Source organism: Asticcacaulis biprosthecium C19 (assembly GCF_000204015.1).
Classification (GTDB): Bacteria; Pseudomonadota; Alphaproteobacteria; order Caulobacterales; family Caulobacteraceae; genus Asticcacaulis; species Asticcacaulis biprosthecius.
In genome coordinates this window covers 785,030-808,227 of sequence record NZ_GL883078.1, presented here as the reverse complement: position 1 = coordinate 808,227, position 23,198 = coordinate 785,030, and the positions used below count along the sequence as shown (strand labels likewise).

Annotated in this window: 13 protein-coding genes and 1 tRNA gene; 13 read left to right on the top strand and 1 reads right to left on the bottom strand. The window is 63.5% G+C overall.

What is annotated here, in order from left to right:
* The 3 genes from ABI_RS14095 to ABI_RS14085 form a co-directional block, all read left to right on the top strand.
* A partial coding sequence (locus tag ABI_RS14095) for an alpha/beta hydrolase (protein WP_211211171.1) occupies positions 1–958 on the top strand: 958 nt, incomplete at its 5' end.
* A complete protein-coding gene (locus ABI_RS14090; protein WP_006273689.1) occupies positions 955–3,054 on the top strand; it encodes an outer membrane protein assembly factor BamB family protein in 2,100 nt (699 codons plus the stop codon). The genes ABI_RS14095 and ABI_RS14090, both read left to right, overlap by 4 nt.
* Before the next feature lie 253 nt (positions 3,055–3,307).
* A complete protein-coding gene (locus tag ABI_RS14085; protein ID WP_006273688.1) occupies positions 3,308–3,577 on the top strand; it encodes a hypothetical protein in 270 nt (89 codons plus the stop codon).
* Here ABI_RS14085 and ABI_RS14080 read toward each other — a convergent pair.
* The gene (locus tag ABI_RS14080) at positions 3,567–4,568 is read right to left on the bottom strand and encodes a LacI family DNA-binding transcriptional regulator (protein WP_040309277.1); all 1,002 of its coding nucleotides are present in this window, start codon (positions 4,566–4,568) and stop codon (positions 3,567–3,569) included. The genes ABI_RS14085 and ABI_RS14080 overlap by 11 nt on opposite strands.
* A gap of 76 nt (positions 4,569–4,644) precedes the next feature.
* On the opposite strand from ABI_RS14080, the gene ABI_RS14075 reads away from it, so the two are divergent.
* The 10 genes from ABI_RS14075 to ABI_RS14035 all read left to right on the top strand — a co-directional run.
* Positions 4,645–6,654, top strand: a complete 2,010-nt coding sequence (locus ABI_RS14075) for a TonB-dependent receptor (protein WP_050808299.1) — start codon at positions 4,645–4,647, stop codon at positions 6,652–6,654.
* Positions 6,655–6,970: 316 nt separating this feature from the next.
* Positions 6,971–13,147, top strand: coding sequence for a Calx-beta domain-containing protein (locus tag ABI_RS14070; RefSeq protein WP_006273685.1), 6,177 nt, complete (start codon positions 6,971–6,973; stop codon positions 13,145–13,147).
* 163 nt (positions 13,148–13,310) lie between these two features.
* The gene (locus ABI_RS14065; protein ID WP_245531355.1) at positions 13,311–14,306 is read left to right on the top strand and encodes a glycoside hydrolase family 43 protein; all 996 of its coding nucleotides are present in this window, start codon (positions 13,311–13,313) and stop codon (positions 14,304–14,306) included.
* Positions 14,307–14,868: 562 nt separating this feature from the next.
* Positions 14,869–14,953, top strand: a tRNA-Asp gene (locus tag ABI_RS25265).
* Positions 14,954–15,243: 290 nt separating this feature from the next.
* A complete protein-coding gene (locus ABI_RS14060; protein ID WP_006273683.1) occupies positions 15,244–16,575 on the top strand; it encodes a TROVE domain-containing protein in 1,332 nt (443 codons plus the stop codon).
* Between the two features lie 4 nt (positions 16,576–16,579).
* Complete coding sequence (locus ABI_RS14055; RefSeq protein WP_006273682.1) at positions 16,580–16,810, top strand: hypothetical protein; 231 nt, start codon at positions 16,580–16,582, stop codon at positions 16,808–16,810.
* Between the two features lie 12 nt (positions 16,811–16,822).
* Entirely contained in the window at positions 16,823–18,214 is a 1,392-nt protein-coding gene (locus ABI_RS14050; RefSeq protein WP_006273681.1) for a 3' terminal RNA ribose 2'-O-methyltransferase Hen1, read from the top strand.
* On the top strand, positions 18,211–19,335 hold the full coding sequence (locus ABI_RS14045) for an ankyrin repeat domain-containing protein (protein ID WP_006273680.1): 1,125 nt from the start codon (positions 18,211–18,213) through the stop codon (positions 19,333–19,335). The genes ABI_RS14050 and ABI_RS14045 overlap by 4 nt, the downstream gene beginning before the upstream one ends.
* Positions 19,332–21,851, top strand: a complete 2,520-nt coding sequence (locus ABI_RS14040; RefSeq protein ID WP_006273679.1) for a polynucleotide kinase-phosphatase — start codon at positions 19,332–19,334, stop codon at positions 21,849–21,851. The genes ABI_RS14045 and ABI_RS14040 overlap by 4 nt, the downstream gene beginning before the upstream one ends.
* Positions 21,852–22,041: 190 nt before the next feature.
* Positions 22,042–23,198: DUF2252 family protein (locus tag ABI_RS14035; protein ID WP_040309276.1), on the top strand; the 1,157-nt coding region annotated here is incomplete at its 3' end.

The window sequence follows — 23,198 nt, the reverse complement described above, 5'->3', positions numbered from 1 at the left end:
TTTCGCCACTGGCCCTGACAGCAGGGGCCGCTGTGGCCCAGACCGCCGCGCCGGAAGTCGCCACCCCAAAACCGATCGCCTGGCCGACGCCAGCGACGACGATCGACCTCTGGCCGACGCCCCGAAAGGCCCGGCGCTGACAGAAAACGTCGAAGAGGTCTCCACCGACCCCGCCATCCGCCTGCGCCGTGTCCAGGGCATCTCGACGCCGCGTTTGGCCGTCTTCCCGGCGAAAAGTCCCAATGGCGGCGCCATGCTGATCATCCCCGGCGGCGGCTTCTCGTGGAATTATTTCGACCACGAAGGCTATCAACTGGCGGACTTCCTCAACAGCCAGGGCTTCACCTGCTTCGTGCTGTTCTATCGCCTGGCCAATGACGGTTGGGACAATCGTGCCGATGTCGGCCTGATCGACGCCCAGCGCGCCATGCGGGTCATCCGCCACCACGCCGCCACCTTTAAACTCGATCCGGCCCGTGTTGGTGTGACGGGTTTCAGTGCCGGCGGCTTTATCACCGCGTCGCTGGCCACCCGCCACGCCCAGAACCTCTATCCCGCCGTCGACGCCGCCGATAAACTGGACGCCCGGCCGTTCGCCTCAGCCCCCATCTACCCCGTGCTGACTCTGGACCCCAAGGTTGCTTATCAAGGCGTCTTTGGATCGCTGTTCGGCGGCCCGGCAACCCCGGAGCAAGTCGCCCGCCACAGCCCGGAACTGAATATCGACGCCCGGACCCCGCCGACCTTCCTGTGCCATGCCGAAGACGACACCACCGTACCGGTCGGCAATACCACCCTGTTCCGCGATGCCCTTAAGGCGAAGAATATCCCTGTCGAGACCCACCTGTTCGCCCGCGGCGGCCACGGCTTCGGCATGAAGCCGGAACTGGACCAGCCGTGGCACCTTTGGCCGCAAATGCTGGCGGCCTTCCTTAACCGCGAGGGCCTGGCAGGATGAAAAAACTCACCGCCCTCTTGTTATGCGCCGCCCTTGTCTCGTGCCAGTCTCCCAAACTGGAGTTGTCCGCCGACCGCTCGGGTGCCGACTGGCCGGTCTATCATGGCAATCCCCACGGCACGCACTATTCCACGCTCGATCAGATCAACACGGGCAACGTCAAGGACCTGAAGGTCGCCTGGCGCTTCGACTCCGGTGACGGCTTCCAGGGCGGCGATATGGAAGGCAACCCGATGATCGTCGGCGGGCGGCTGTTCTTCGTCTCGCCCAAGGGCCGGCTATTCTGCCTCGATGCCGCCACCGGGAAACAAACCTGGGTGTTCGACCCCGCCTATGGCGAACCGGTCACCCGCGCCCGTCTGCGCGGCCTGGCCTACTGGAGCGATGGCCGCCAGGAACGGATCCTGTTCACCTTCCGTAGCAAGCTGATCGCCGTCGATGTCGCCACCGGAAAACCGTTCGACACCTTCGGCGACAAGGGCGAAGTCGACCTGCGCCAGAACCTGGACCGCGATCCCAACAGCGTTTCGGTCAATGTTGTCTCGCCGGGCGTGGTCTACAAGGACACCATCATCATCGGCAGCACCGGCAATACGCCGGGACATATCCGCGCCTACGACGTTCGTACCGGCAAACTGCAATGGACCTTCCGCACCATCCCGCATCCCGGCGAGTTCGGTTACGACACCTGGCCTGATGACGCCTGGAAGACGGCGATGGGCGCCAATGCCTGGTCGGGATTTACGCTCGATCCGGAGCGCGGCATCGTCTACCTGCCGCTCGCCTCAGCCGGCATGGGCGACAAGGATTTTTACGGCGCTGATCGCCACGGTGACAACCTGTTTGGCACCTCGATCGTCGCGCTGAACGCCAAGACCGGCAAGCGCCTTTGGCACTTCCAACTGGTCAAGCACGACCTTTGGGACCGCGATCCGCCGACCCCGCCGACCCTGGTCACCGTCCGTCGCGACGGCAAGGACATCCCGGCCCTGGCCCAGATCACCAAGGCCGGCGTGGTGTGGGTGCTGGACCGCACGACCGGCGAAAGCCTGTTTCCGATCCAGGAAATTCCCGGCCTGCCTTCGACGGTGCCGGGTGAACAGGTCGCTTCCATGCAGCGCCTGCCGGCTGCGCCAGAGCCCTTTGCACGTCAGCGCCTGACCGAAGATATGCTGACTCAGCGCACGCCGGCGGCCAATGCGGCGGCGCGGGCCCACCTGGCGAAATCCAGCAATCGTGGTCCGTTCGATCCCCCGTCGCTGCAAGGGACGATCCTGTTCCCCGGCATGGATGGCGGTGGCGAATATGGCGGCGCAGCCTGGGACCCTGACACAGGCGTGCTATACATCAACGCCAATGAGATGGCCTGGACCATGAAGCTCAAGCCGCGCGTGAAAACGGCCAACGGCCAGATCTCGGGCGCGGCGGTCTATGCCAATGTTTGCGCCTCCTGCCACGGCGACGACCGCAAGGGCAGCCCGCCGGAATTCCCGGCCGTCTTCGGTGTGTCGAAGCGGCTGACACAGGACCAGATCACCAAACAGGTGCGTGACGGCGCCGGCCGGATGCCGGCCTTCGGCGCCGCGCTCAGCCCGGAAGAGCTGAGTGCGGTTGTGGCCTATATCAGCGACGACACGGCGAAGCCGGCGCCAGAATACCCTTCGACGGCCGAGGATGACTATGCCTTCGACGGCTATCACCGTTTCCTCGATCCGGACGGTTATCCCGCGGTCGCCCCGCCGTGGGGGACTTTGAACGCGCTGGATCTGAACACCGGGCAATATCTGTGGCGGATTCCGTTCGGCGAATATCCCGAACTGGCTGACAAGACGACGGGCAGCGAAAACTATGGCGGTGCTGTGGTCACGAAGGGCGGTCTGCTGTTCATTGGCGCCACCATCTACGACAACAAGTTCCGCGCCTTCGACAAGACGACCGGGAAACTGTTGTGGGAGACGACCATGCCGACCTCCAGCATCGCGACCCCGGCGACCTATTCGGTCGGCGGAAAACAGTACGTCGCTGTGGCGGCCGGCGGCGGTAAGAACCCCAAGGTCAAACCCGGTGGCGAGATTATCGTCTATAGTTTGCCGTAAGTTCCAATCCTCCCCCGCTCGCGGGGGAGGTGCTGAGCAAGTGAAGCCGAAGGCGTAATGCGTCGAGGCGGAGGGGGAGCCAAGCGCTCGGAGCCTGTAACGCCCCCTCCGTCTCGAGCCTCGCCGGCAGGCAGCGCTTCGCCCAAGAGGGCTCGCTTGCTCGACACCTCCCCCGTAAACGGTGGAGGATAAAGATCTGTAACCTTCTTGTTTACACCGTCGTATTACCCTGAAGGCAATAGGGACGACGGCCATGGCCATCAGCGGCGACTATCCTCAACCGGTCTATGTCAACGGCTTCAGTTGCAAGAACTGCACAGACGTTGAGAATGCCAAGAAGCATATCGACCCCGCGCATCCCAAATCCGGGCCGTTCGGCATCAATGCCGACACGGATCCGACGCGGGACCAGGCTGTGAGGTTCGATGGTCGTTTGAGCGGTCTTGACGTGTCGACGTCATCCGCGTCGGCGACTTCGGAGCAGGCGACGGCGCCTGGACGCGTGCTCAACATCACCGCTTGAGATCACTGGGCGCCGCCGTGCTGTCGCGCACGACCAGCCGATGCGGCAGGGTCAGGTTGATGCGCTCGGTCACACGGCCTTCGATAATTCCAATCAGCAGGTCTACGGTCTCGCGGCCGATCTCGTGCATCGGCTGGCGCACTGTGGTCAGGGCTGGCCAGGTATAAGGCGCCATATGGATGTCGTCGAAGCCGATCACCGACACATCTTCCGGACAACGCAAACCAGCCTGGCGCAGGGCTGACATCGCGCCAATCGCCATCTCATCGCTAAAGCAGAAGATAGCCGTCGGCCGTTCGCCCTTCAGCGCAAGGGCGGTCGCCGCCACGCCGCTATCGATCGAGAAATCGCCGGTGAAGACAGCCACCGACCCGCCATGGCGCTCGGCCGAGGCGCGCACGCCCTCCAGGCGCTGGCGGCTGATCGGCCGGTCGACGGCGCCGGTGATGACGGTGATGCGGCGATGCCCCAAAGCATACAGGTGATCCATGGCCTCGGCGGCGGCGGCGCGATTGTCGATATGGACGGAACTGACCGTCAGGTCCTCGCTGAATTCGCAGCCATTGACGACCGGCGCGCCCGGGCGTTCGACCAGACCCGCCAGGGCCGGCGGCAAGGCTTCACCCAGAAAGATCAGCCCGTCGGCTTCTTTGCGCTTCAGCATGCTGGCATAGGCTTCTTCGCTGTCGGTATTGGTGCCGGTATCCCCCAGTAGCACGGCGTAACCGGCGGCGTGGGCGGCCTCCTCGGCGCCGCGGATGATGTTGGCGAAGAAGATGTTGGTGATGTCGGGCACGGTCACGATCAGCCGCGATGTCTTCAGGGTCCGCAGCGACTTGGCAGCATAGTTGGGTTCATAACCCAGCTTTTCGACGGCGCCGGTGACCCGGTCGCGCACGGAGGGCGAGACGTGGGCATAGCCGGAGAGCACGCGCGACACCGTCGCGGTCGACACCCCTGCCATGGTTGCCACATCCTGTATCGTCGCCATAAGAATCCCTGGAATCAGGGTTGAAATCCTACGGCTTTCCGTGCACGCAATCCAACGAATTCCGTTGGAGCGGCCGATGCGTTACCTGTTATTGACCACAGCCCTGTTTCCAGCGGCCGCTTACGCCCAATCGGCGCCCGAACCTGCGGACGTCGTCATTCAGGCCAACCGTTTCGCCATCTATCGCGGCGACGCGGCCTTTTCGGCGATCGATCTGAACCGTGACGATGTCGCGCGGTCGCCGGCCATCGATCTCAGCCTCAAGCGGACGACCCAGGCGGCGCTGTTTCGCCGTTCGTCGTCCCTGACCGCCAATCCGACCGTGCAGGGTATGTCCCTGCGCGCCATCGCGCCTTCGGGCGCCGGCCGGGCGCTGGTGACGCTGGATGGCGTCCCGCAGAACGACCCGTTCGGCGGCTGGGTGATCTGGGCCGGCATCCCGCAGACTGCGCTGAACGGCGCCCATGTCGTGCGCGGGGCGGGCGGCGGCGCCTATGGTGCCGGCGCCTTGACCGGGGTGGTCGACCTGGGCCTGACCGCCCCCCGCGGACAGAGCGACTACCTCCGTCTGGAAGCCGGCGAACGCGGCAGCCACCAGGTGGCTCTGGGCGCCGCCATCGGCGATCTCAGCCTGCATTATGTCACCCAAACCCAGAACGGCGATCCGGCCGTGCACGCGCCCCAGCGTGGTGCCGCTGACCGCCCGACCTTTGGTGAGGACACGGCCTACCTGGTCAATTACCGCCGTGAAGTCTGCCCTGGCGTCTGCGGTTACCTCGACCTGCTGGCCGGCCACTATGACAGCCGCCGCGACACCGGCCTGGCCGGCGGCATCGCCACGTCCAGCGGCGACAGCCTGTCGGCCGGTTTCACCCGTCCGGCGACGGACGAGCACAACGGTTTGCGCCTCCAAGTCTGGCACCGCACCTCTGACCTGGCCAACCGTTCGGTCTCCGTCGGGGCGGGCAGGGCGTCCACCACCCTGGCCAACGACCAGGTGGCGACCCCGGCCTCAGGCACCGGCGTGCTGGCCGCGATCCGCCATCAAAGCCCCGACCTGGAATGGGAAATCGGCTTCGATGCCCGTTTCAACGACGGCCAGTCGGAGGAGTATTACCGCTACATGTCTGGTGCGCCGACCCGGTTCCGCGTCGCCGGCGGCCAAACCAGCCTGGCCGGCCTCTACGGCGAAGCCACAAAAGACTACGGCGTCATGAGTCTGACCGGCGCCGTCCGCCTGGACCAGTGGCAAAGCCATGACGGCCACCGCCAGGAAACCGACCTGACCAATGGTGCCGCGGTCCTCAACCTCAAGTCCGACGCCCGCAGCTACACCGTCGTCTCGGCACGCCTTGGCGCAACCTGGGACATCGCCGAAGGCCGGATTCTGCGCGCCGCCGCCTACAATGGTTTTCGCCCGCCGTCGCTCAATGAACTGTACCGTCCGTTCCGCGTCGGCAATGACGTCACCGAAGCCAATGCCGAGCTGAAACCCGAAACCCTCAGTGGCGTCGAAATCGGCGTGCGCGACCGCCATGTCGATGTCGGCCTGTTCTACAATGTCCTGAAGGACCCGGTGACCAATGTCACCATCGGCGTCGGTCCGGGCACCTTCCCGACCGCAGGCTTTATCCCCGCCGGTGGTGTGCTGCGGCAAAGGCGCAATGGCGGTGAGATCACGGCTTACGGCGTTGAAGTCCGCGGCGACTATCCCGTCACCGAGCGTGTGGCACTGACTGGTTCGGCCACCTGGACCCACGCCCGCACGGACGACGGCCGCCGTCCGGCCCAGGCGCCGGCCTATAGCGCCGCGATCGGCCTCGATGCCGATTTTGCGCCCATTCGTCTTACCGCCGATGTGGTGTTCGATGGCGAAGCCTTCGAGGATGATCTCAATACTCTAGTTCTGGAGCCCTCCCAGCGTCTTGACCTGCGCGCCGACTATGCCCTGACCGATCACCTGACCCTGTCCGGCCGCGTCGCCAATGCCTTCGACAGCGACATCCAGATCGCCCGCAGTGGTGATGGCACGGTACAATTCGACACAGGCCGGCGTTTTTATTTCGGTCTGGCGTGGCGCCGCTAAGCTGGAAAATCATACCGCATCAGACACTTAGTCTCCTTGGTAACCAATCTTAACGAATCGTTAACGGATCGTGAATTGTGTCATCAAGGTGTTATAGATTGAAACTATATCACACCGCAAAACCTTTGCGGTCCTGGCTTTTCGCTCGCGGTTCGTACACCCGCTGATCGACGCACAAGGCCACGTCTGACCTTCATTAAACCTCACGCCGGGCAGCCATGTCCCGGCGATCGCCGTCTCACAACGGTGCCGGCGAAGCCTTGCCGGTGCCGCCCTCCCTGTCTCTCCACATTCCCCGTCCGAAAAGAGTCCCCCCATGAAATTTCTGACCCAGCGCCTTGGCGACGACGCCTTCACCTCCGCTCGCGGCGCCATCGGCGACACCGCCGGCAATGGCCTGGCCCTGAACAGCGCGAACGCCGGCGGCACCTGGGGCACCCTGACCGCCGTCACCCGTCAGACGGCCGCAACCGTCGCCCCGGTGATCACTGCCGCGCCGGCAGCGGAAGCGCCGGTCAATGCCGGCATCATGAGCGCTGGTTCGACCCTGACGGCTGGCGATATCGCCATTGTCTCGATGAATGCCGACACCAACAAGATATTCGCCTTCGTCACTCTGGTCGAACTGGAGGCTGGCACGGTGATCAAGTTCACCGACAATGGCTGGCTGTCGAGCAACGCCTTCCGCACCGGCGAGGGCACGATGACCTGGACCTCGACCGGTGTCGTAACCGCGGGTACGGTGGTGACCATCAACACCACATCGACCACATCAACGGCCTCTACCGGCACGGTCACCGACAGCGGCGACGCCAACTTCTCGACCGGCGGCGACCAGATCATCGCCTATCAGGGCGCCGACGCCACCCCAACCCTGCTGTTCGCCATCAACAATGAAGGCAATACGACCTGGCAGGCCAACGCTGCCGACTCCAACACCTCGGCCCTGCCGACCGGCCTGACCAACGGCACCAACGCCATCGCCCTGAACGAGGTCGATAACGCGGCTTACAGCGGCATCACCTCCGGCACCAAAGCCGAGCTGCTGGCCGCCATCGTCGATCCGGCCAACTGGACCCGCGACGACGCCAACAACCTCACCGCCCCGGCCAGCTTCACCGTTGGTGGCGGCACGGTCCCGGCGACCGTGTCAATCGATGACGTCACCGTCACCGAAGGTGACGCCGGCACGCAAATCCTGACCTTCACCGTCACCCGCTCCAACAATACTGGCGCCTTCAGCCTCGGCTACGCCACGGCCGACGACACCGCCCTGGCCGGTTCCGACTACGTCGCCGCATCGGGCACGCTCAGCTTCACCGCCGGCGGTGCCCTGACCCAGACCGTCAGCGTCACGGTCAACGGCGACGCCGACATCGAAAGCGACGAAAGCTTCACGGTCGGACTGTCGAACATCATCGACACCATCGGTACGGCGTCGTTCAGCGATGACACCGGCACCGGCACCATCACCAACAACGATGTCCCCGGCGCCGGCGACGTCGCCATTTCCGACATCACCGTTGCCGAAGGCGACTCCGCGTCGACCATCGAGGTCACCGTCACCCGCAGTGGCGGCACGGCGGCCTTTACCGTCGACTTCGCCACCGCCGACGGCACCGCCATTGAAAGCGCCGACTACGACGCCGCCACTGGCACCCTCAGCTTCGCCGAGAACGAGCTGAGCAAGGTCATCTCGATCACGGTCAATGGCGACACCACCTTCGAAGGCACGACGCCGGAACAGTTCTTCGTCAACCTGTCGGGCGCCACCGGCACCGCTGTCATCACCGACAGCCAGGCTTCCGTCACCATCACCGATTCTGACATTCCGGAATCGACCCTGGTGATCAACGAAATCGACTCCGACACACCGGGCACGGACGCTGCCGAATTTGTTGAACTGTTCGACGGCGGCGCCGGCAATACCTCCCTGACCGGCTATGTCGTGGTGCTCTACAATGGCTCCAACGACCTGAGCTATGCCGCCTATGACCTCGACGGCTATACCACCGACGAAAACGGCTACTTCGTCCTGGGCAATACCGGCGTGCCCAGCGTTGACCTGGTGTTCAACGGCAACTTCCTGCAAAACGGCGCCGACGCCGTCGCCCTCTATTACGGCAGTGCTTCGGATTTCCCCAACAACAGCGGCTTTGGCCCGGCCCAGACCCTGATCGATGCCATCGTCTACGACACTGACGATGCTGATGACACCGGCCTGCTGACCGGCCTGGGCGAGACCGTCCAGTATAACGAATCCGCCGGTGGCACCCCGGCCGACCACGCCCTGGCTCGCACCCCCAACGGCGAAGGCGGCTTCGTCGCCCAAGGCCCGACCCCCGGCACCTCCAACGACCCGACCCCGGTCCTGACCGTGGCCGTCGCTGCCTCGTCGATCTCGGAAAACGGCGGGATCTCGACCGCGACCGTTACCCGCACCGGCTCGACCGCCAGCGACCTTGTCGTCACGCTCAGCAGCGACGACACCGGCGAAGCCACCGTGCCCGCCACCGTCACCATCCTGGCCGGCCAGACCTCGGCCAGCTTCGATGTCACCGCCGTCGATGATCTCGACTTCGACGGTTCGCAAACCGTCACCGTCTCGGCTTCAGCCGCCGGTCACATCGGCGAAGATGACACGGTGCTGGTCACCGATGACGACGCCGCCAATGTCAGTATCGACGATGTGTCGATCGCCGAAGGCAATGACGGCACCTCCGTCCTGACCTTCACGGTCTCCCGTTCGGACACTACCGGCGCCTTCACCCTGGACTTCGCCACCGCTAATGGTTCCGCCACGTCGGGCAGCGACTATGTCGCCACCTCCGGCACCCTGACCTTTGCGACCGGCGGCGACCTGACCCAGACCATCAGCGTCACCGTCAATGGCGACCTGTCGGCCGAAGTCAATGAAACCTTCGCCGTCAACCTGTCGAACCTGGTTTCGACCGAAGGCGGCGCGGTCATCGCCGACGCTTCCGGCACCGGTACCATCGAAAACGACGATGTCAGCTATATCCATGAGATCCAGGGCACGGCCTTCTTCTCGCCGATCCTGGCCGATGCCGGCATCTCGGCCTACAACGTCCAGTCCGTCACCACGGTCACCGTCGAAGCCGTCGTCACCGGTATCGACAATGCCGGCGCCCTTCAGGGCTTCTTTATTATGGAAGAGGAACTGGACTGGGATCTCGACTGGCATTCGTCCGAAGGCATCTTCGTGATGACCCGCGACGACAGCAACAATGGTACGGCGGTCGACACCGCCGCCGCCGGGCTCGAGATCGGCGAAATCGTCCAGGTCACCGCCTATGTCATCGAATACCAGACCTTCGAGAACCTGCCGCGCACCTTCCTGACCGGCGCCACGGCGATCGTCCAGTCGAACACCATCACGACCGTGCCGACCTGGGTGCTGGACGGCAGCGCCAACCACGCCATCCCCAACGGCACCTTGAGCGACGACAACCCCGACTTCACCGATGCCGTTGACGGCGTCGGCGATACCTTCGATGCCGAAAACGACGCGCTCGACTTCTTCGAAACCGTCGAAGGCATGCACGTCACCATCCCCGACATGGTGGTCGCCGACGGCTTTGTCGAAGGCTCCAATGCCGAGGTCCGTTTCAAGGCCTATTCCGAAGCCCACGCCAATGCCGACCAGATCAATGACCGCGGCGGCTACACCATCAACGACGGCAATGTGAACTACGGCGGCGCCAACAACACCGACGGCGATATCAACCCGGACATTGTCGAGCTCGACTTCTCGGGCGCCGGCATCGGCGGCACGGCCGGCTATCACAACCAGCTCAACATGGGCGACGCCCTGGGCGAGATCTCGGGCATCATCGACTTCGACTTCACCGAGGTGAAGCTCTACGTGACGCAAGGTCCGTCGGCCGAAGCGGTCGACCAACTGGACGATACGGCGCCGCAGCAGGACGTCACCACCCTGACCCACGACGCCCGCTCTCTGCGCGTCTCGACCTTCAACGTCGAAAACCTGGGTGGCAATGCCGATCAGGCCCGCTTCGACGCCATCGCCGAGGCCATCGCCGACAACCTGCTGTCGCCGGACATCATCTGCATCGAAGAGGTCCAGGACAATAACGGCACCACCAATGACGGCACGGTCGACGCTTCGACGACCTGGCAGCGCATTGTCGACGCCGTGAACCTGGCCACCGGGAAAACCTATCAGTGGGTCGACGAACTGCCGGTCAATGGCGCCGAAGGTGGCGCTCCAGGCGGCAATATCCGCGTCGGCTTCCTGTACGACACCGCCCGCGTGCAACTTGGCAATCTGGCGGCGGACGCCACCATCGAAGAACGCCGCGCCTATACCGACCGCATCGGTGACGGCGTGCGTGACTCCGGCGACCTGATCGCCTTCAGCGACGCCGATGTCGCCATCACCACCGCCGACTGGACCACCACACGCAAGTCGCTGCTGGCCGAGTTCACCTTCAACGGCAACACCGTCTACGTCACGGCCAACCACTTCCCGTCCAAGGGGGGCTCCGACAACTTCTGGGAACTGGACCAGAACAACAGCAACGGTAACCCGACCAACAGCGACTGGGCGCAACGCAATGAAGTCGCCGAAGACGTCTGGTCGGTGCTCGACTACATCGCCGACCATGACCTGGATGCCCGCCTGATCGAAGGCGGCGACTTCAACGACTTCTACTTCTACCGTCCGCTGCAGGTCGCCACCGGTTCCGTCGACGCTGACGGCGTGACGCGCGATCCGTCCGAAACCCGCCTGGTCAACCTGACAGTGTCCGAACTGGCGCCCGGCGAACGCTACACCTACGCCTTCGACGGTCGCAGCCAGGCCATCGACCATATTCTGTCCGACGAGGAACTGGCCGCCGTCGCCGATTACGACGTTGTCCACCTCAACACCGGCTATAGCGGACGCACGGGTGCGACCAATCCTGCCATCTCTGATCACGACCCGACCCTGGCGCGTTTCGACTTCCGCAACTTCAGCGAAGTCCTGACCGGCACGACGGGCGCCGACCTTCTGGAAGGCTTCGGCGGCGCCGACTACCTGTTGGGCGGTACCGGCAACGACACGATGATCGGCGGCCTGGGCAACGACACCTTCACCGTCGATAGCTCCGGCGATGTCGTCATCGAAGCCAGCGGTCAGGGCAGCGATGCGATCCTGTCCGCGATCACCTATTCCCTGTACGGCCAGTATATCGAAAGCCTCAGCCTGACCGGCACGGCCGACATCAACGCCACCGGCAACGGCTTCGGCAACGCCATCACCGGCAATGCGGGGAATAACCTGATCGACGGCGGCTCCGGCGCCGACACCATGACCGGCGGCGCGGGCAACGATACCTATGTCGTCGGCGCGACCAGCGATGTTGTCATCGAGGCGGCCTCCGAAGGCACCGACACGGTCCGTTCGTCGGTGACCTGGACCCTGGGCGCCCACCTGGAAGCCCTGATCCTGACCGGGACGGCCGCCATCAAGGGCTACGGCAACGCTCTGGCCAATGCGCTGACTGGCAATGACGGCGTCAACACGCTCTACGGCGGCGCCGGCGACGACACCTTCTATGTCCAGACTGTAGGTGACGCCGTCTCCGAAGCCACCGGCGAAGGCAACGACCTGGTCGTCGCATCGGTCAATTTCAGTCTGGCCGGCAGCCAGATCGAGAACCTGACCCTGACCGGTTCGGCGCTGAACGGTACCGGCAACGGCCTCGCCAATACCCTCACAGGTAATGCCGGCAACAACCTGCTGGACGGCGGCACCGGTGTCGACAGCCTGATCGGCGGCGCCGGCGACGACACCTATGTCGTCAACACCACGGGCGATGTTGTCACAGAAATCGCCGCTGAAGGCAGCGACACCGTTCTGTCCTCGGCGACCTTTACCCTAAGCAACGAGGTCGAGCACCTGACCCTGACCGGTACGGGCAACACCAAGGCTACCGGGAACGCCCTGGGCAATATCCTGACCGGCAACAGCGGCAACAACACCCTGACAGGCCTGGGTGGCAACGACACCTATTATGTCCAGAACACGGCCGACAACGTCGTGGAAGCCAGCGGCGAGGGCACGGACATCATCTTCTCGACAGTGTCGTATAGCCTGACCGGCCGTTATGTCGAAACCCTGACCCTGACGGGCATGGACAACATCAATGCGACGGGCAACGGCCAGGTCAACACCCTGGTCGGAAACGACGGCAACAATACGCTTAACGGCGGTGGCGGTGCCGACATCCTGACCGGCGGGCTGGGATCGGACCTGTTCCTGTTCGGCCTGAACAGCCGTGCCGACACAATTACCGACTTCACCACAGACGACACGATTGACATCAGCGCCTATACGCTGGGCACCGAGACCTCGGCATTGGTCACGCAGGTCGGCGGCAACACGGTCATCAACCTGGGCAGCGGCAATATCATTACCGTGACCGGCGCCAACCAGGGCGATGTGCTGAGCCACATCGTTTGGTAATTCGCTTTTCTTTCCTGAAACTGGACGCCCGGCGAAACCCGCCGGGCGTCTTCTTTTTGTCGCCGTGATTTGACAAACGCACCGGCTCAAGTTTATGGACCAATTGTCCGACAATATTGAGGCGACCTACCCCATGTCCAAATTTTCGCGCCGGAGCTTTATCATGACCACTGCCGGAGCCAGCCTGGCCGCAGCCTCAGCCCATGCCGGGGAAGCGCCCAAAATCTTCAATCCTCTGGTGCTGCAACGCGCCGATCCGCAGATCTACAAGCATACCGACGGCTATTATTACCTGCTGGCGACCGCGCCAGAGTTCGACCGACTGGTCGGCCGCCGCGCCAAAACCCTGGCCGGATTGGCGACGGCGGAAGAGGTGCTGTTGTGGAACCGTCCAACTGAAGGCAAGATGGGCGGCTATATCTGGGCGCCGGAAATCCATCATTTCGACGGCCAGTGGCACATCTATTTCGGCGCCGGCGACAAAGGCGACGTCTTCCGGGTGCGCACCTATGTCCTGACCAATTCCGACGCCAATCCGCTGAACACAAACTGGAGCCTGCTGGGTCAGGTTGAGACGCCGTGGGATACCTTCACGCTGGACGCCACCCTGTTCGAGCACAGCGGCACGCGCTACCTGTGCTGGGCGCAAGGCGAACCGGGTATTCATACCAATAGCAACATCTACCTGGCCCCGATGGCCTCGCCACTGAAGCTGGCGGCGGCGCCGGCGCGCCTGACCGTGCCGACGCTGGGCTGGGAAATCATCGGCTACAAGGTCAATGAAGGCCCGGCCTTCCTGGTCCATAAGGGCCGCATCTTCCTGACCTATTCGGCCAGCGCGACCGATGAGAACTACTGCCTGGGCATGCTGACGGCGTCGGAAGATGCCGACCTGATGGACCCGGCCTCGTGGACCAAGTCGCCGGTGCCGGTGTTCAAAAGCTCGGCCGCCAACAACGTCTGGGGGCCGGGCCACAACAGCTTCACGGTCGACGAACAGGGCAGGGACATCCTGGTCTATCATGCCCGCGACTACCAGAAGATCGAGGGCAATCCGCTGCACGATCCCAACCGCCACACCCGCCTGCAGGTGGTTCAGTACAGGCCCGACGGGACGCCCGATTTCGGCGAACCCGTTAAGAACGGCCTGCTGAGATAGTTGCATTTGCAACACACTGTGTGGCCCTGAAATCGGGTTGTCGGTTTTTCTGTTGCGCTACGCAACTCATTTAGCTATGCCTGCCGTTGTTCCGGTTTCGGCCGGGACGCGCCGCAGTGGCGCAGACAGCGATTACATCGGATCTATAGGTTGCCGGTTCAAATCCGGCCGGGGTTACCCCGTAGCTCAATTGGATAGAGCAGTAGGCTATCGCTGTCGATTTTTCCCTGCGGCACTCGCCTTCGGTGGCGCAGATATCGCGTCCTTCGTTTTAGGTACGCCAGAGAGCGATATCGTCTTTTCCCCGAATGCACATCCCGTTGGGGGGATCAGTTTTCCGTGGTGGTGGCCGCGGTTCCTTCGCGCCAACGGCAATGGCAGCCCTGGATGGTCCGGTTTTCCGGATCAAGCCAACGTGGCCCGGACGCAGCAACGTTCCGGCGGAAGTGCCAGCCAACCGCAGCCGGGCGTTCCCGGAAGACTGAATAAAACCCGTTGCATCGCGCAACAAGTTTCTGTAGTAACTTCTAACTTCCGGACAGGCCCGATCAGGGAACCAGCCGGAACCTCAAGATCCAGGTGGCGCAGGAGGCGGCTACTTCGCCTGTCACGCGGAAGAAGCGGGTTCAAATCCCGCCACGGTTTCGATCGTGTAGCTTAATCGGTTAAAGCATCTCGTTCCGCCTTCGCCTTTTCCCCTGGATCTGCCGAACCGGTAGCAGCGTGACGCGTTCCTAGTCCCGCCGGGCGCCATATATGTCCACTGCCCTGGCCGGAGAGTTCCGCCGCCAGCGCCCTTATCCGACGCCTCATGTTTATCCAAAAAGTGGAGCCACTTTTTGGCATGAGGCTGCCCCAACTCATTGCGCAACCGCCGCCCGGCAATGGTGTCAGGGCGATCCCGTGGTTGCGTCCAGATGCCAGAAGAGGTGCAACCATGCGGTTGAACATTTTCCAAAAACGCCCCGGCATCACGCATGAGGGCGCCCCTGCGCGGGAACTGACGGCGGCACAAAAGCTGCGCCGTTCGGTCCTGTCCTGCCTGTTGTGGGAAAACGAATTCTACGAAGACGGCCAGTCCATCGCCGACCGCATCCTGGCTTTAGCCTGCGATGTGACGCCGGAGATGGTCGCCGCGCTTGCCATTGAGGCGCGCGAACAGATGAAGCTGCGTCATGCGCCGCTGATGCTGTTGTGCGCCCTGATCAAGGCCGGCGGACCTTTGGTGGCGCCGACCATCGAGCGGGTGATCCAGCGGGCCGACGAACTGACCGAGCTGGTTGCGCTGTACTGGCGCAACGGCAAGCGTCCGTTGTCGAAGCAGATGAAGCTGGGCCTGGCCCGGGCCTTCGCCAAGTTCGACGCCTACGCCCTGGCCAAGTACGATCGTGACGGACCTGTCCGTCTGCGTGACGTGCTGTTCCTGAGCCATGCCAAGCCTAAGGACGAGGCGCAAGCCTTGGTCTGGAAGCAATTGGCCGAACGCACCCTGGCGTCCCCGGACACCTGGGAGGTTGCGCTGTCCGGCGGGGCGGGCAAGGCCGAAACCTTCACCCGCCTGTTGGCCGAGCGCAAGCTGGGCTACCTGGCCCTGTTGCGTAACCTGCGCAACATGGACCAGGCAGGTGTCGAGGAGTCCATGGTCACCGAAGCCATCCTGGCGCGTCGCGGCGCGGAACGGGTTCTGCCCTTCCGTTACGTGGCGGCCGCCCGGGCGGCCCCGCGCTTCGAGCGCTGGCTGGATGAGGCTTTGATGGAAACCGTCCTGGAACAGCCGGTCTTTGCCGGCCGGACCATCGTGCTGGTCGACGTCTCCCCGTCGATGAACGTGCCCTTGTCGGCCCGTTCGGACCTGACGCGGATGGTGGCGGCCGCGACCCTGGGCGCGATCATTCCGGGCGATCTGCGCGTCTTCTCCTTCTCGAACGAGGTAGTGGAGGTGCCGGCGCGCCGCGGTATGGGCGGTGTGGATGCGATCCTGCGGTCGCAGCCCTACAACGGCACGCTGCTGGGCAAGGCGATGACCAAGATCAACGCGATCCCCCACGATCGCCTGATCGTCATCACCGACGAACAGTCCCAGGACCCCGTGCCCGATCCTGTCGCGGCTAAGGCGTACATGATCAACGTCGCTTCCAACCGAAACGGCGTCGGTTACGGCCGCTGGACGCACATCGACGGTTTCTCCGAGAATGTGCTGGGCTATATTCGCGAACATGAGTCGTTCTTCCAAAAGAATGGTGATTTTGTGAACGTGGAAAGGGTCTGACGGCATGAGCGCCGAGGAACTGAGGCAGGCGGCCATCCTCTTGTTCGGCGAACGCGGCTGGATGTCGCGTTTGTCCGAAGCCTTGGGGGTGGACCGCTCCTCAGTGTCTCGGTGGTTCGCCGGGCTGCCGGTCCCCGGACCGGTGGCCGCCGCCGTCGCGGCCTGGCTCAAACTGTACGAACTGACCGGTGAAACTCCCTATGAGATCGAGGGCCTGATCGATCCAAAAGAATAGTATAGATCGACCATGCTCCTGACCCTCTCGACCACCCACCGGCCTGCCACAGATCTCGGTTACCTGCTGCACAAGCATCCCGAGCGCCTGCACAGCCAGGAATTTTCCTTCGGCGACGGCCACGTTTTCTATCCTGACGTCCGAGATGATCTGTGCACGGCGGCGCTGTTGCTGGACGTCGATCCCGTCGGTCTGATCCGCAAGAAAGGCTCGGCCCATGACGGCTTTGCCTTGGATCAATATGTCAACGACCGGCCCTATGCCGCCTCGTCCTTCCTGAGTGTGGCCATCGGCCAGTTCTTCCGCACCGCCATGACCGGCCGGTCGAAGGACCGCCAGGACCTGGCCGACGCTGATATCGCGTACGAAGTTCGCATCCCAGTCCTGCCGTGCCGCGGCGGCGAAGCCACCCTGCGCCGGCTGTTCGAGCCTCTCGGCTATACGATCTCGGCGGCCCGACTGGTGCGCGACGAAGCCTTTCCGGCCTGGGGTGATAGCGCCTATTACGATGTGACCCTGACCGTCACGGCCCGTCTGGCGTCGGTGCTGAAGCACCTCTATGTCCTGATCCCGGTGCTGGACGACGACAAGCACTACTGGGTCGGCGACGACGAGGTTGACAAGCTGCTGCGTCAGGGTGAGGGCTGGCTGGAAACCCATCCGGACAAGGATCTGATCGTCCGGCGCTATCTCAAGAGTTTCCGCAGCCTGACCACCCAGGCCATGGAACGCCTGTCAGACGGCGAGCCCGAACCCGATCCGGTCATCGAAGGCGAGCAGGAAGCGGCGCTCGAAAAAAAGATCAACCTGAACCAGCAACGCCTCGATTGGGTGCTCGCCACGCTGAAGGCGCGCGAGGTCAAAACCGTAGTCGATATGGGCTGCGGCGAAGGCCGTCTGGTCGGCATGCTGTCGAAGGACCTGGCGTTCGAAAAGATCACCGGCTGCGACGTGTCACTGCGGGCGCTTGAGATCGCCCGCGCCCGCCTGAACTTCGACCGCCTGCCGGAATTCCAGCTCAAGCGCATTCATTTGCTTCAGACCTCGCTGACCTACCGCGACAAGCGGCTGACCGGCTACGAAGCAGCCACCGTCATCGAGGTCATCGAGCATCTGGAGCCCGAACGGCTGGAAGCCTTTACACGCTCCATCTTCAAGGACGCGGCGCCTGGCCTGGTCATCCTGACAACGCCCAATGCCGAATACAACGCCCTGTTCGATAACCTGCCGGCAGGCCAGTTCCGCCACCACGACCATCGCTTCGAATGGACGCGGTCGGAATTCGAAACCTGGGCTCGCACGACGGCGGAGCGGTTCGGCTATGCCGTCGAATTCGCCGCTATCGGCGATGTCCATGAAACCCTGGGCGCTCCAACCCAGGCTGGAATTTTTGTGAAGTCATGAACACGTTACGCAAGGCCCTGTTCCGGGCACTGGAAAAATCCGACCTGAATATGCTGCGTGCGGTTCTGGCGCAGGGCGTGTCGCTCGCTTTCGAAGACGGCGATCGCGATCCGGTCTGTTTTGTCGCCATGGGTGACATACCGTCGGATATTGAAGTTCTGCAGTGCCTTCACGCGGCTGGCGCAGACCTGCACGCCCGCGAGCCGCAGTACCTGGACAGCCTCCTGCATTGGGCGGTCAAACACGAGGGCAACCGCCTGCTGCCCTGGCTGATCGAACAAGGGCTGGATGTGAACGCGCAGAACATAAAGGGGCGAACGGCGATGGCCTTTGCCATTCCCGCCATGGCGCCCTGCACGACATCTGAAGACGGCGTTCTGGCGCTGCGGGATGTCGCTCTGCTGCTGGCAAACGGTGCGCAAGTCGATCTCGCTTCCGAGGACGGATCGACCCCGTTAATGCGCGCCGCAGAGGCCGGAGCGCCCGAAGTGATAGCCCTTCTCCTGTCGCACGGCGCCAACCCGAAGGCGCAACAGACGGACGGTAGCACGGCTTTGCATCTCATCGGATATCTGCAGCCGGAAAACGTGCAGTCCGGGCATCTGGAGGTTATCGACCACTTGCTGGCCGCCGGTGCCGATCCTGAGGCCCGGGACGAGGACGGCTGGACGCCCCTTATCTCGACGAGTGTGAACGGCAATCTGATTGTCTTTCAACACCTTCTGCAACGTGGTGCGAATCCGAACGCCGGCGAAGGCAACGTCCTGCGCCAGTTGATATTTGACGGCAATGAAGGTTTGCTCGACCGCCTTCTGGAGGCTGGAATCCAACTGGACCTGGCCCACGGTGACGAGGCCCTGCTGCCATTGGGCCTAGCGGCCTACAACGGATTTTTGCACGGTGTGAAGTCCCTGCTGGAACGCGGGGTCGATATCGAAGGCGTGAATGTCGACGGCGAAACCGCGCTGCTGATGGCGGCATGCAAATGTGAGTACGAGGTTGTCGCCTACCTGCTTAGCCGCGGCGCCAACCCTCATCACAACGACCACTATGGCAACACCGCCCTTGGCTGGGCGCAACGGCGCGGCGATGCCCGCCTGATCGAACTGTTATCTGAATGACGCAGACCCTGATTACCCTTCCCGACCTGTCCCTGGTTCTGCTGATCGGCGCATCCGGCTCTGGCAAGTCGTCCTTTGCCCGCAAGCACTTTCTCCCGACCGAGGTCATCTCGTCGGACTATTGCCGCGGTCTGGTCAGCGACGACGAAAACAACCAGGCGGCAACGAAGGACGCTTTCGAGGTGCTGAACTTCATCGCCGGCAAGCGCCTGGCTGCCGGCCGGCTGACCGTGATCGACGCCACCAATGTACAGCCCGAGTCGCGCAAAAGCCTGATCGATCTGGCGCGGCGCCATCACGTCATTCCGGTGGCGATCGTTCTCAACCTGCCGCGTGAGGTCTGCCATGCCCGCAACCAGTCCCGAACCGACCGCGACTTCGGTAAGGGCGTGGTGTGGGGCCAGTCGGATTCGCTGCGCCGGTCGCTGAAGGGGCTGCGCAAGGAGGGTTTCAGCCACGTCACCGTGCTCGACTCGGTCGAGGCGATCGACGCCGTTCGTATCGAACGCGCGCCGCTGTGGCCCGACAAAAAGACGCAGACGGGCCCGTTCGACATCATCGGCGATGTACATGGCTGTTTCGATGAACTGCATGCCCTGATTTTGAAGCTCGGCTATGTCATCGAAGGCCGCGAACCCTATCGCGTGTCGCATCCCGAGGGCCGCCGGCTGATCCTGGCCGGCGATCTGGTCGACCGTGGGCCGAAAACGCCCGAGGTCCTGCGCATTGTCATGGACATGGTCGAGTCTGGCGTGGCCTACTGCGTCAACGGCAACCACGACGAAAAGCTGAAAAAGGCGCTCAGCGGGCGCGACGTCAAGATCGCCCACGGCCTGGCGGAATCCCTGGAGCAACTGAGCCATGAGACGCCGGAGTTCCGCCGCCAGGTAGTCGATTTCCTCGACGGCCTGATCAGCCACTACGTTTTCGACGGCGGCCGGCTGGCCGTGTCCCATGCCGGTCTGAAGGAGCACTACATCGGGCGCGGTTCGCCGCGCATCCGCAGCTTCGCCATGTTCGGTGAAACCACGGGCGAGACGGATGAGTTCGGCCTGCCGGTGCGCTACAATTGGGCGCGCGACTATCGCGGTTCGACCATGCTGGTTTACGGCCACACCCCAGTGCCTGAACCCGAATGGCTGAACCGGACGATCAACATCGATACCGGCTGCGTCTTTGGCGGAAAGCTGACCGCCCTGCGTTATCCCGAAAAGGAGATCGTCCAGGTCGATGCGGCGCAGGTTTACTGCGAACCGGTGCGGCCGATCGGCCATGGTCGCGACGCCCGCGACGGCGACATGATCGATATCGAGGACGTCACCGGCAAGCGTGTGGTCGAAACCGCGCTGTCGCGCAACATCGTCATCCGCGACGAGAACGCCATGGCGGCGCTCGAAGTCATGAGCCGCTTCGCCGTTGATCCGCGCCTGCTGGTCTACCTGCCGCCGACCATGTCGCCGCCGGAGACCTCGAAGCTTGACGGTTGGCTGGAGCATCCCATCGAGGCTTTCGACTACTACCGCCAGAACGGTGTGACCCAGGTCATCGCCCAGGAAAAGCACATGGGTTCGCGTGCCGTGGTGGTGCTGGGCCGCGATGCCGGGGCGGTCGAACAACGGTTCGGTATCTCCGCTGGCCTGGGCACAGTCTATACCCGCACCGGCCGTGCGTTTTTCAATGATCGGGTGCTGGAACAGGGCTTCCTCGCCCGACTTGGCGATGCCGTGACCAAGGCTGGCCTTTGGGAGGACCTGGCCACTGACTGGCTGTGCCTGGACGCCGAGATCCTGCCGTGGTCGGCCAAGGCCATGGCCCTGCTGGAGCAGCAATATGCTCCGGTCGGCGCGGCGGCGACCCATGTCTTGCCGATCGCGGCGGAACTATTGGCGCGCGCCGGCCAGCCGGACCTGGCGGCGAAGATGACGGCACGGGCGCAGATGGCCGGCGCCTATCGCGACGCCTACCGGCACTATTGCTGGAAGGTGAGCGGGCTCGACGACTACCGCATCGCGCCGTTCCATGTCCTGGCGCATGAGGGCGCAAACAATCTGGACCGCGACCACCTGTGGCACATGGCGGTCATCGACCGGCTGTGCGCGGTGGGTCGCTTCGTCAAGGCGACCGAGCGCAAGGTCATTGATCTCAACGACGACGCTCAGATGGCCGAAGCCACGGCCTGGTGGGAAGCCCAGACCGCCGCCGGCATGGAAGGCATGGTGGTCAAGCCGCTGGCCTTTACGGTCAAGGGCGCGAAAGGTCTGGTCCAGCCGGGCGTGAAGTGCCGCGGGCGGGAATATCTGCGCATCATCTACGGCCCGGAATATACCGCGCCGGAGCATCTGACGCGGCTGAAGGCGCGCAATGTTGGCGGCAAGCGTGCCCTGGCGCAGCGCGAATATGCCCTGGGCTATGAGGCGCTGACCCGCTTCGTGGCAAAGGAACCGCTGTACCGTGTCCACGAAGCGGTGTTCGGCGTCCTGGCGCTGGAAAGCGAGCCGGTCGATCCCAGACTGTAGGTTTTTGAACCACGAATGGACACGAATAAACACGAATAGCGCGAAACCATTCGTGTTTATTCGTGTCCATTCGTGGTTTCGAAATTTGAGAGGTACCGCTTGGCGTATGCCTCCGAGTTGATCTGCGGTTCAAGAACCTTACATTCTGCCGGCCATCAGGCTATGTCACACAATCACCCCGGAGGCTGGCATGGATCCTGATCGTCTCACCCGTCTCGACACCCTGCGTCAGGTCAAGATGGCCCGGTCCGCCCACGGTTTCGTCCGCGGCAGCACCCGGCTGTTCTATGACTGGGTCGGTGCCCAGCACGCCATCATCCCCGAAGGCCCGCCGGTGTGGATCTGCGGCGACTGCCATTCCGGCAATCTCGGCCCGCTGGCCGACAGCGACGGCGATGTCGACATCCAGATCTGCGACCTGGACCAGACCGTTATCGGCAATCCCGCCCATGACCTGATCCGCCTCAGCCTGTCTCTGGCCTGCGCTGCCCGTAGCACCGATTTTCCCGGCGTGGTCACCGCCCGCATCATCGAGCGCCTGGTCGACGGCTACGAGGCGGCGCTGCACCACGATGTCCGCACGAAGACCACGCCGCCCGACAGCATCCGGCACGCGCTCAAAAGCGCCATCGGCCAGAAATGGGAACATCTGGCCGAAGAGCGGCTGGACTCCAACCACGACCACCTGCCGCGCGGCAAAACCTTCTGGGACATTTCCGCGGAGGAGCGCGCCGCGATCGAAGACGTCGTCGCCCTACCTCAAACCCGGCGGGTCGTCCTGGACCTGCACCCGCGCGACGACGACCATATCCGCGTGCTGGATGCCGCCTTCTGGGTCAAGGGTACCAACTCGCTGGGTAAGGCGCGCTATGCCGCTCTGCTGGCCGTTGGTGACGACGATCCGGAGCTCTGTCTGCTCGATATCAAGGAAGCCGGGCAAGCCGACACCCTGGCCTATGCCGCACTGATGCCGTCCAATCCGGCTGACAGGATCGTCGCCGGCGCGCGCGCTCTGTCGCCTAATCTCGGCGAACGTACGACGGCGGCATCCTTGCTGGGCAAGCCGGTGTTCGTACGCGACCTGCGACCGCAGGACCTGAAGCTGGACCTGGCGCACACGAAAGAGTCTGATGCCCTGCACGCGGCGCACTACCTGGCCTTCGTCGTCGGCCGCGCCCATGCCCGCCAGATGGACGATGCCATGCGACGCGCCTGGCTGGAACACCTCAGTCTGGCACGGTCCCATGACCTGGATGTGCCGTCGTGGCTGTGGCGTTGTACGGTCGACCTTTTGTCGCTGCACGAAGGCGAATATCTGCGCCATTGCCGGACCTGGGCATTGAAGTC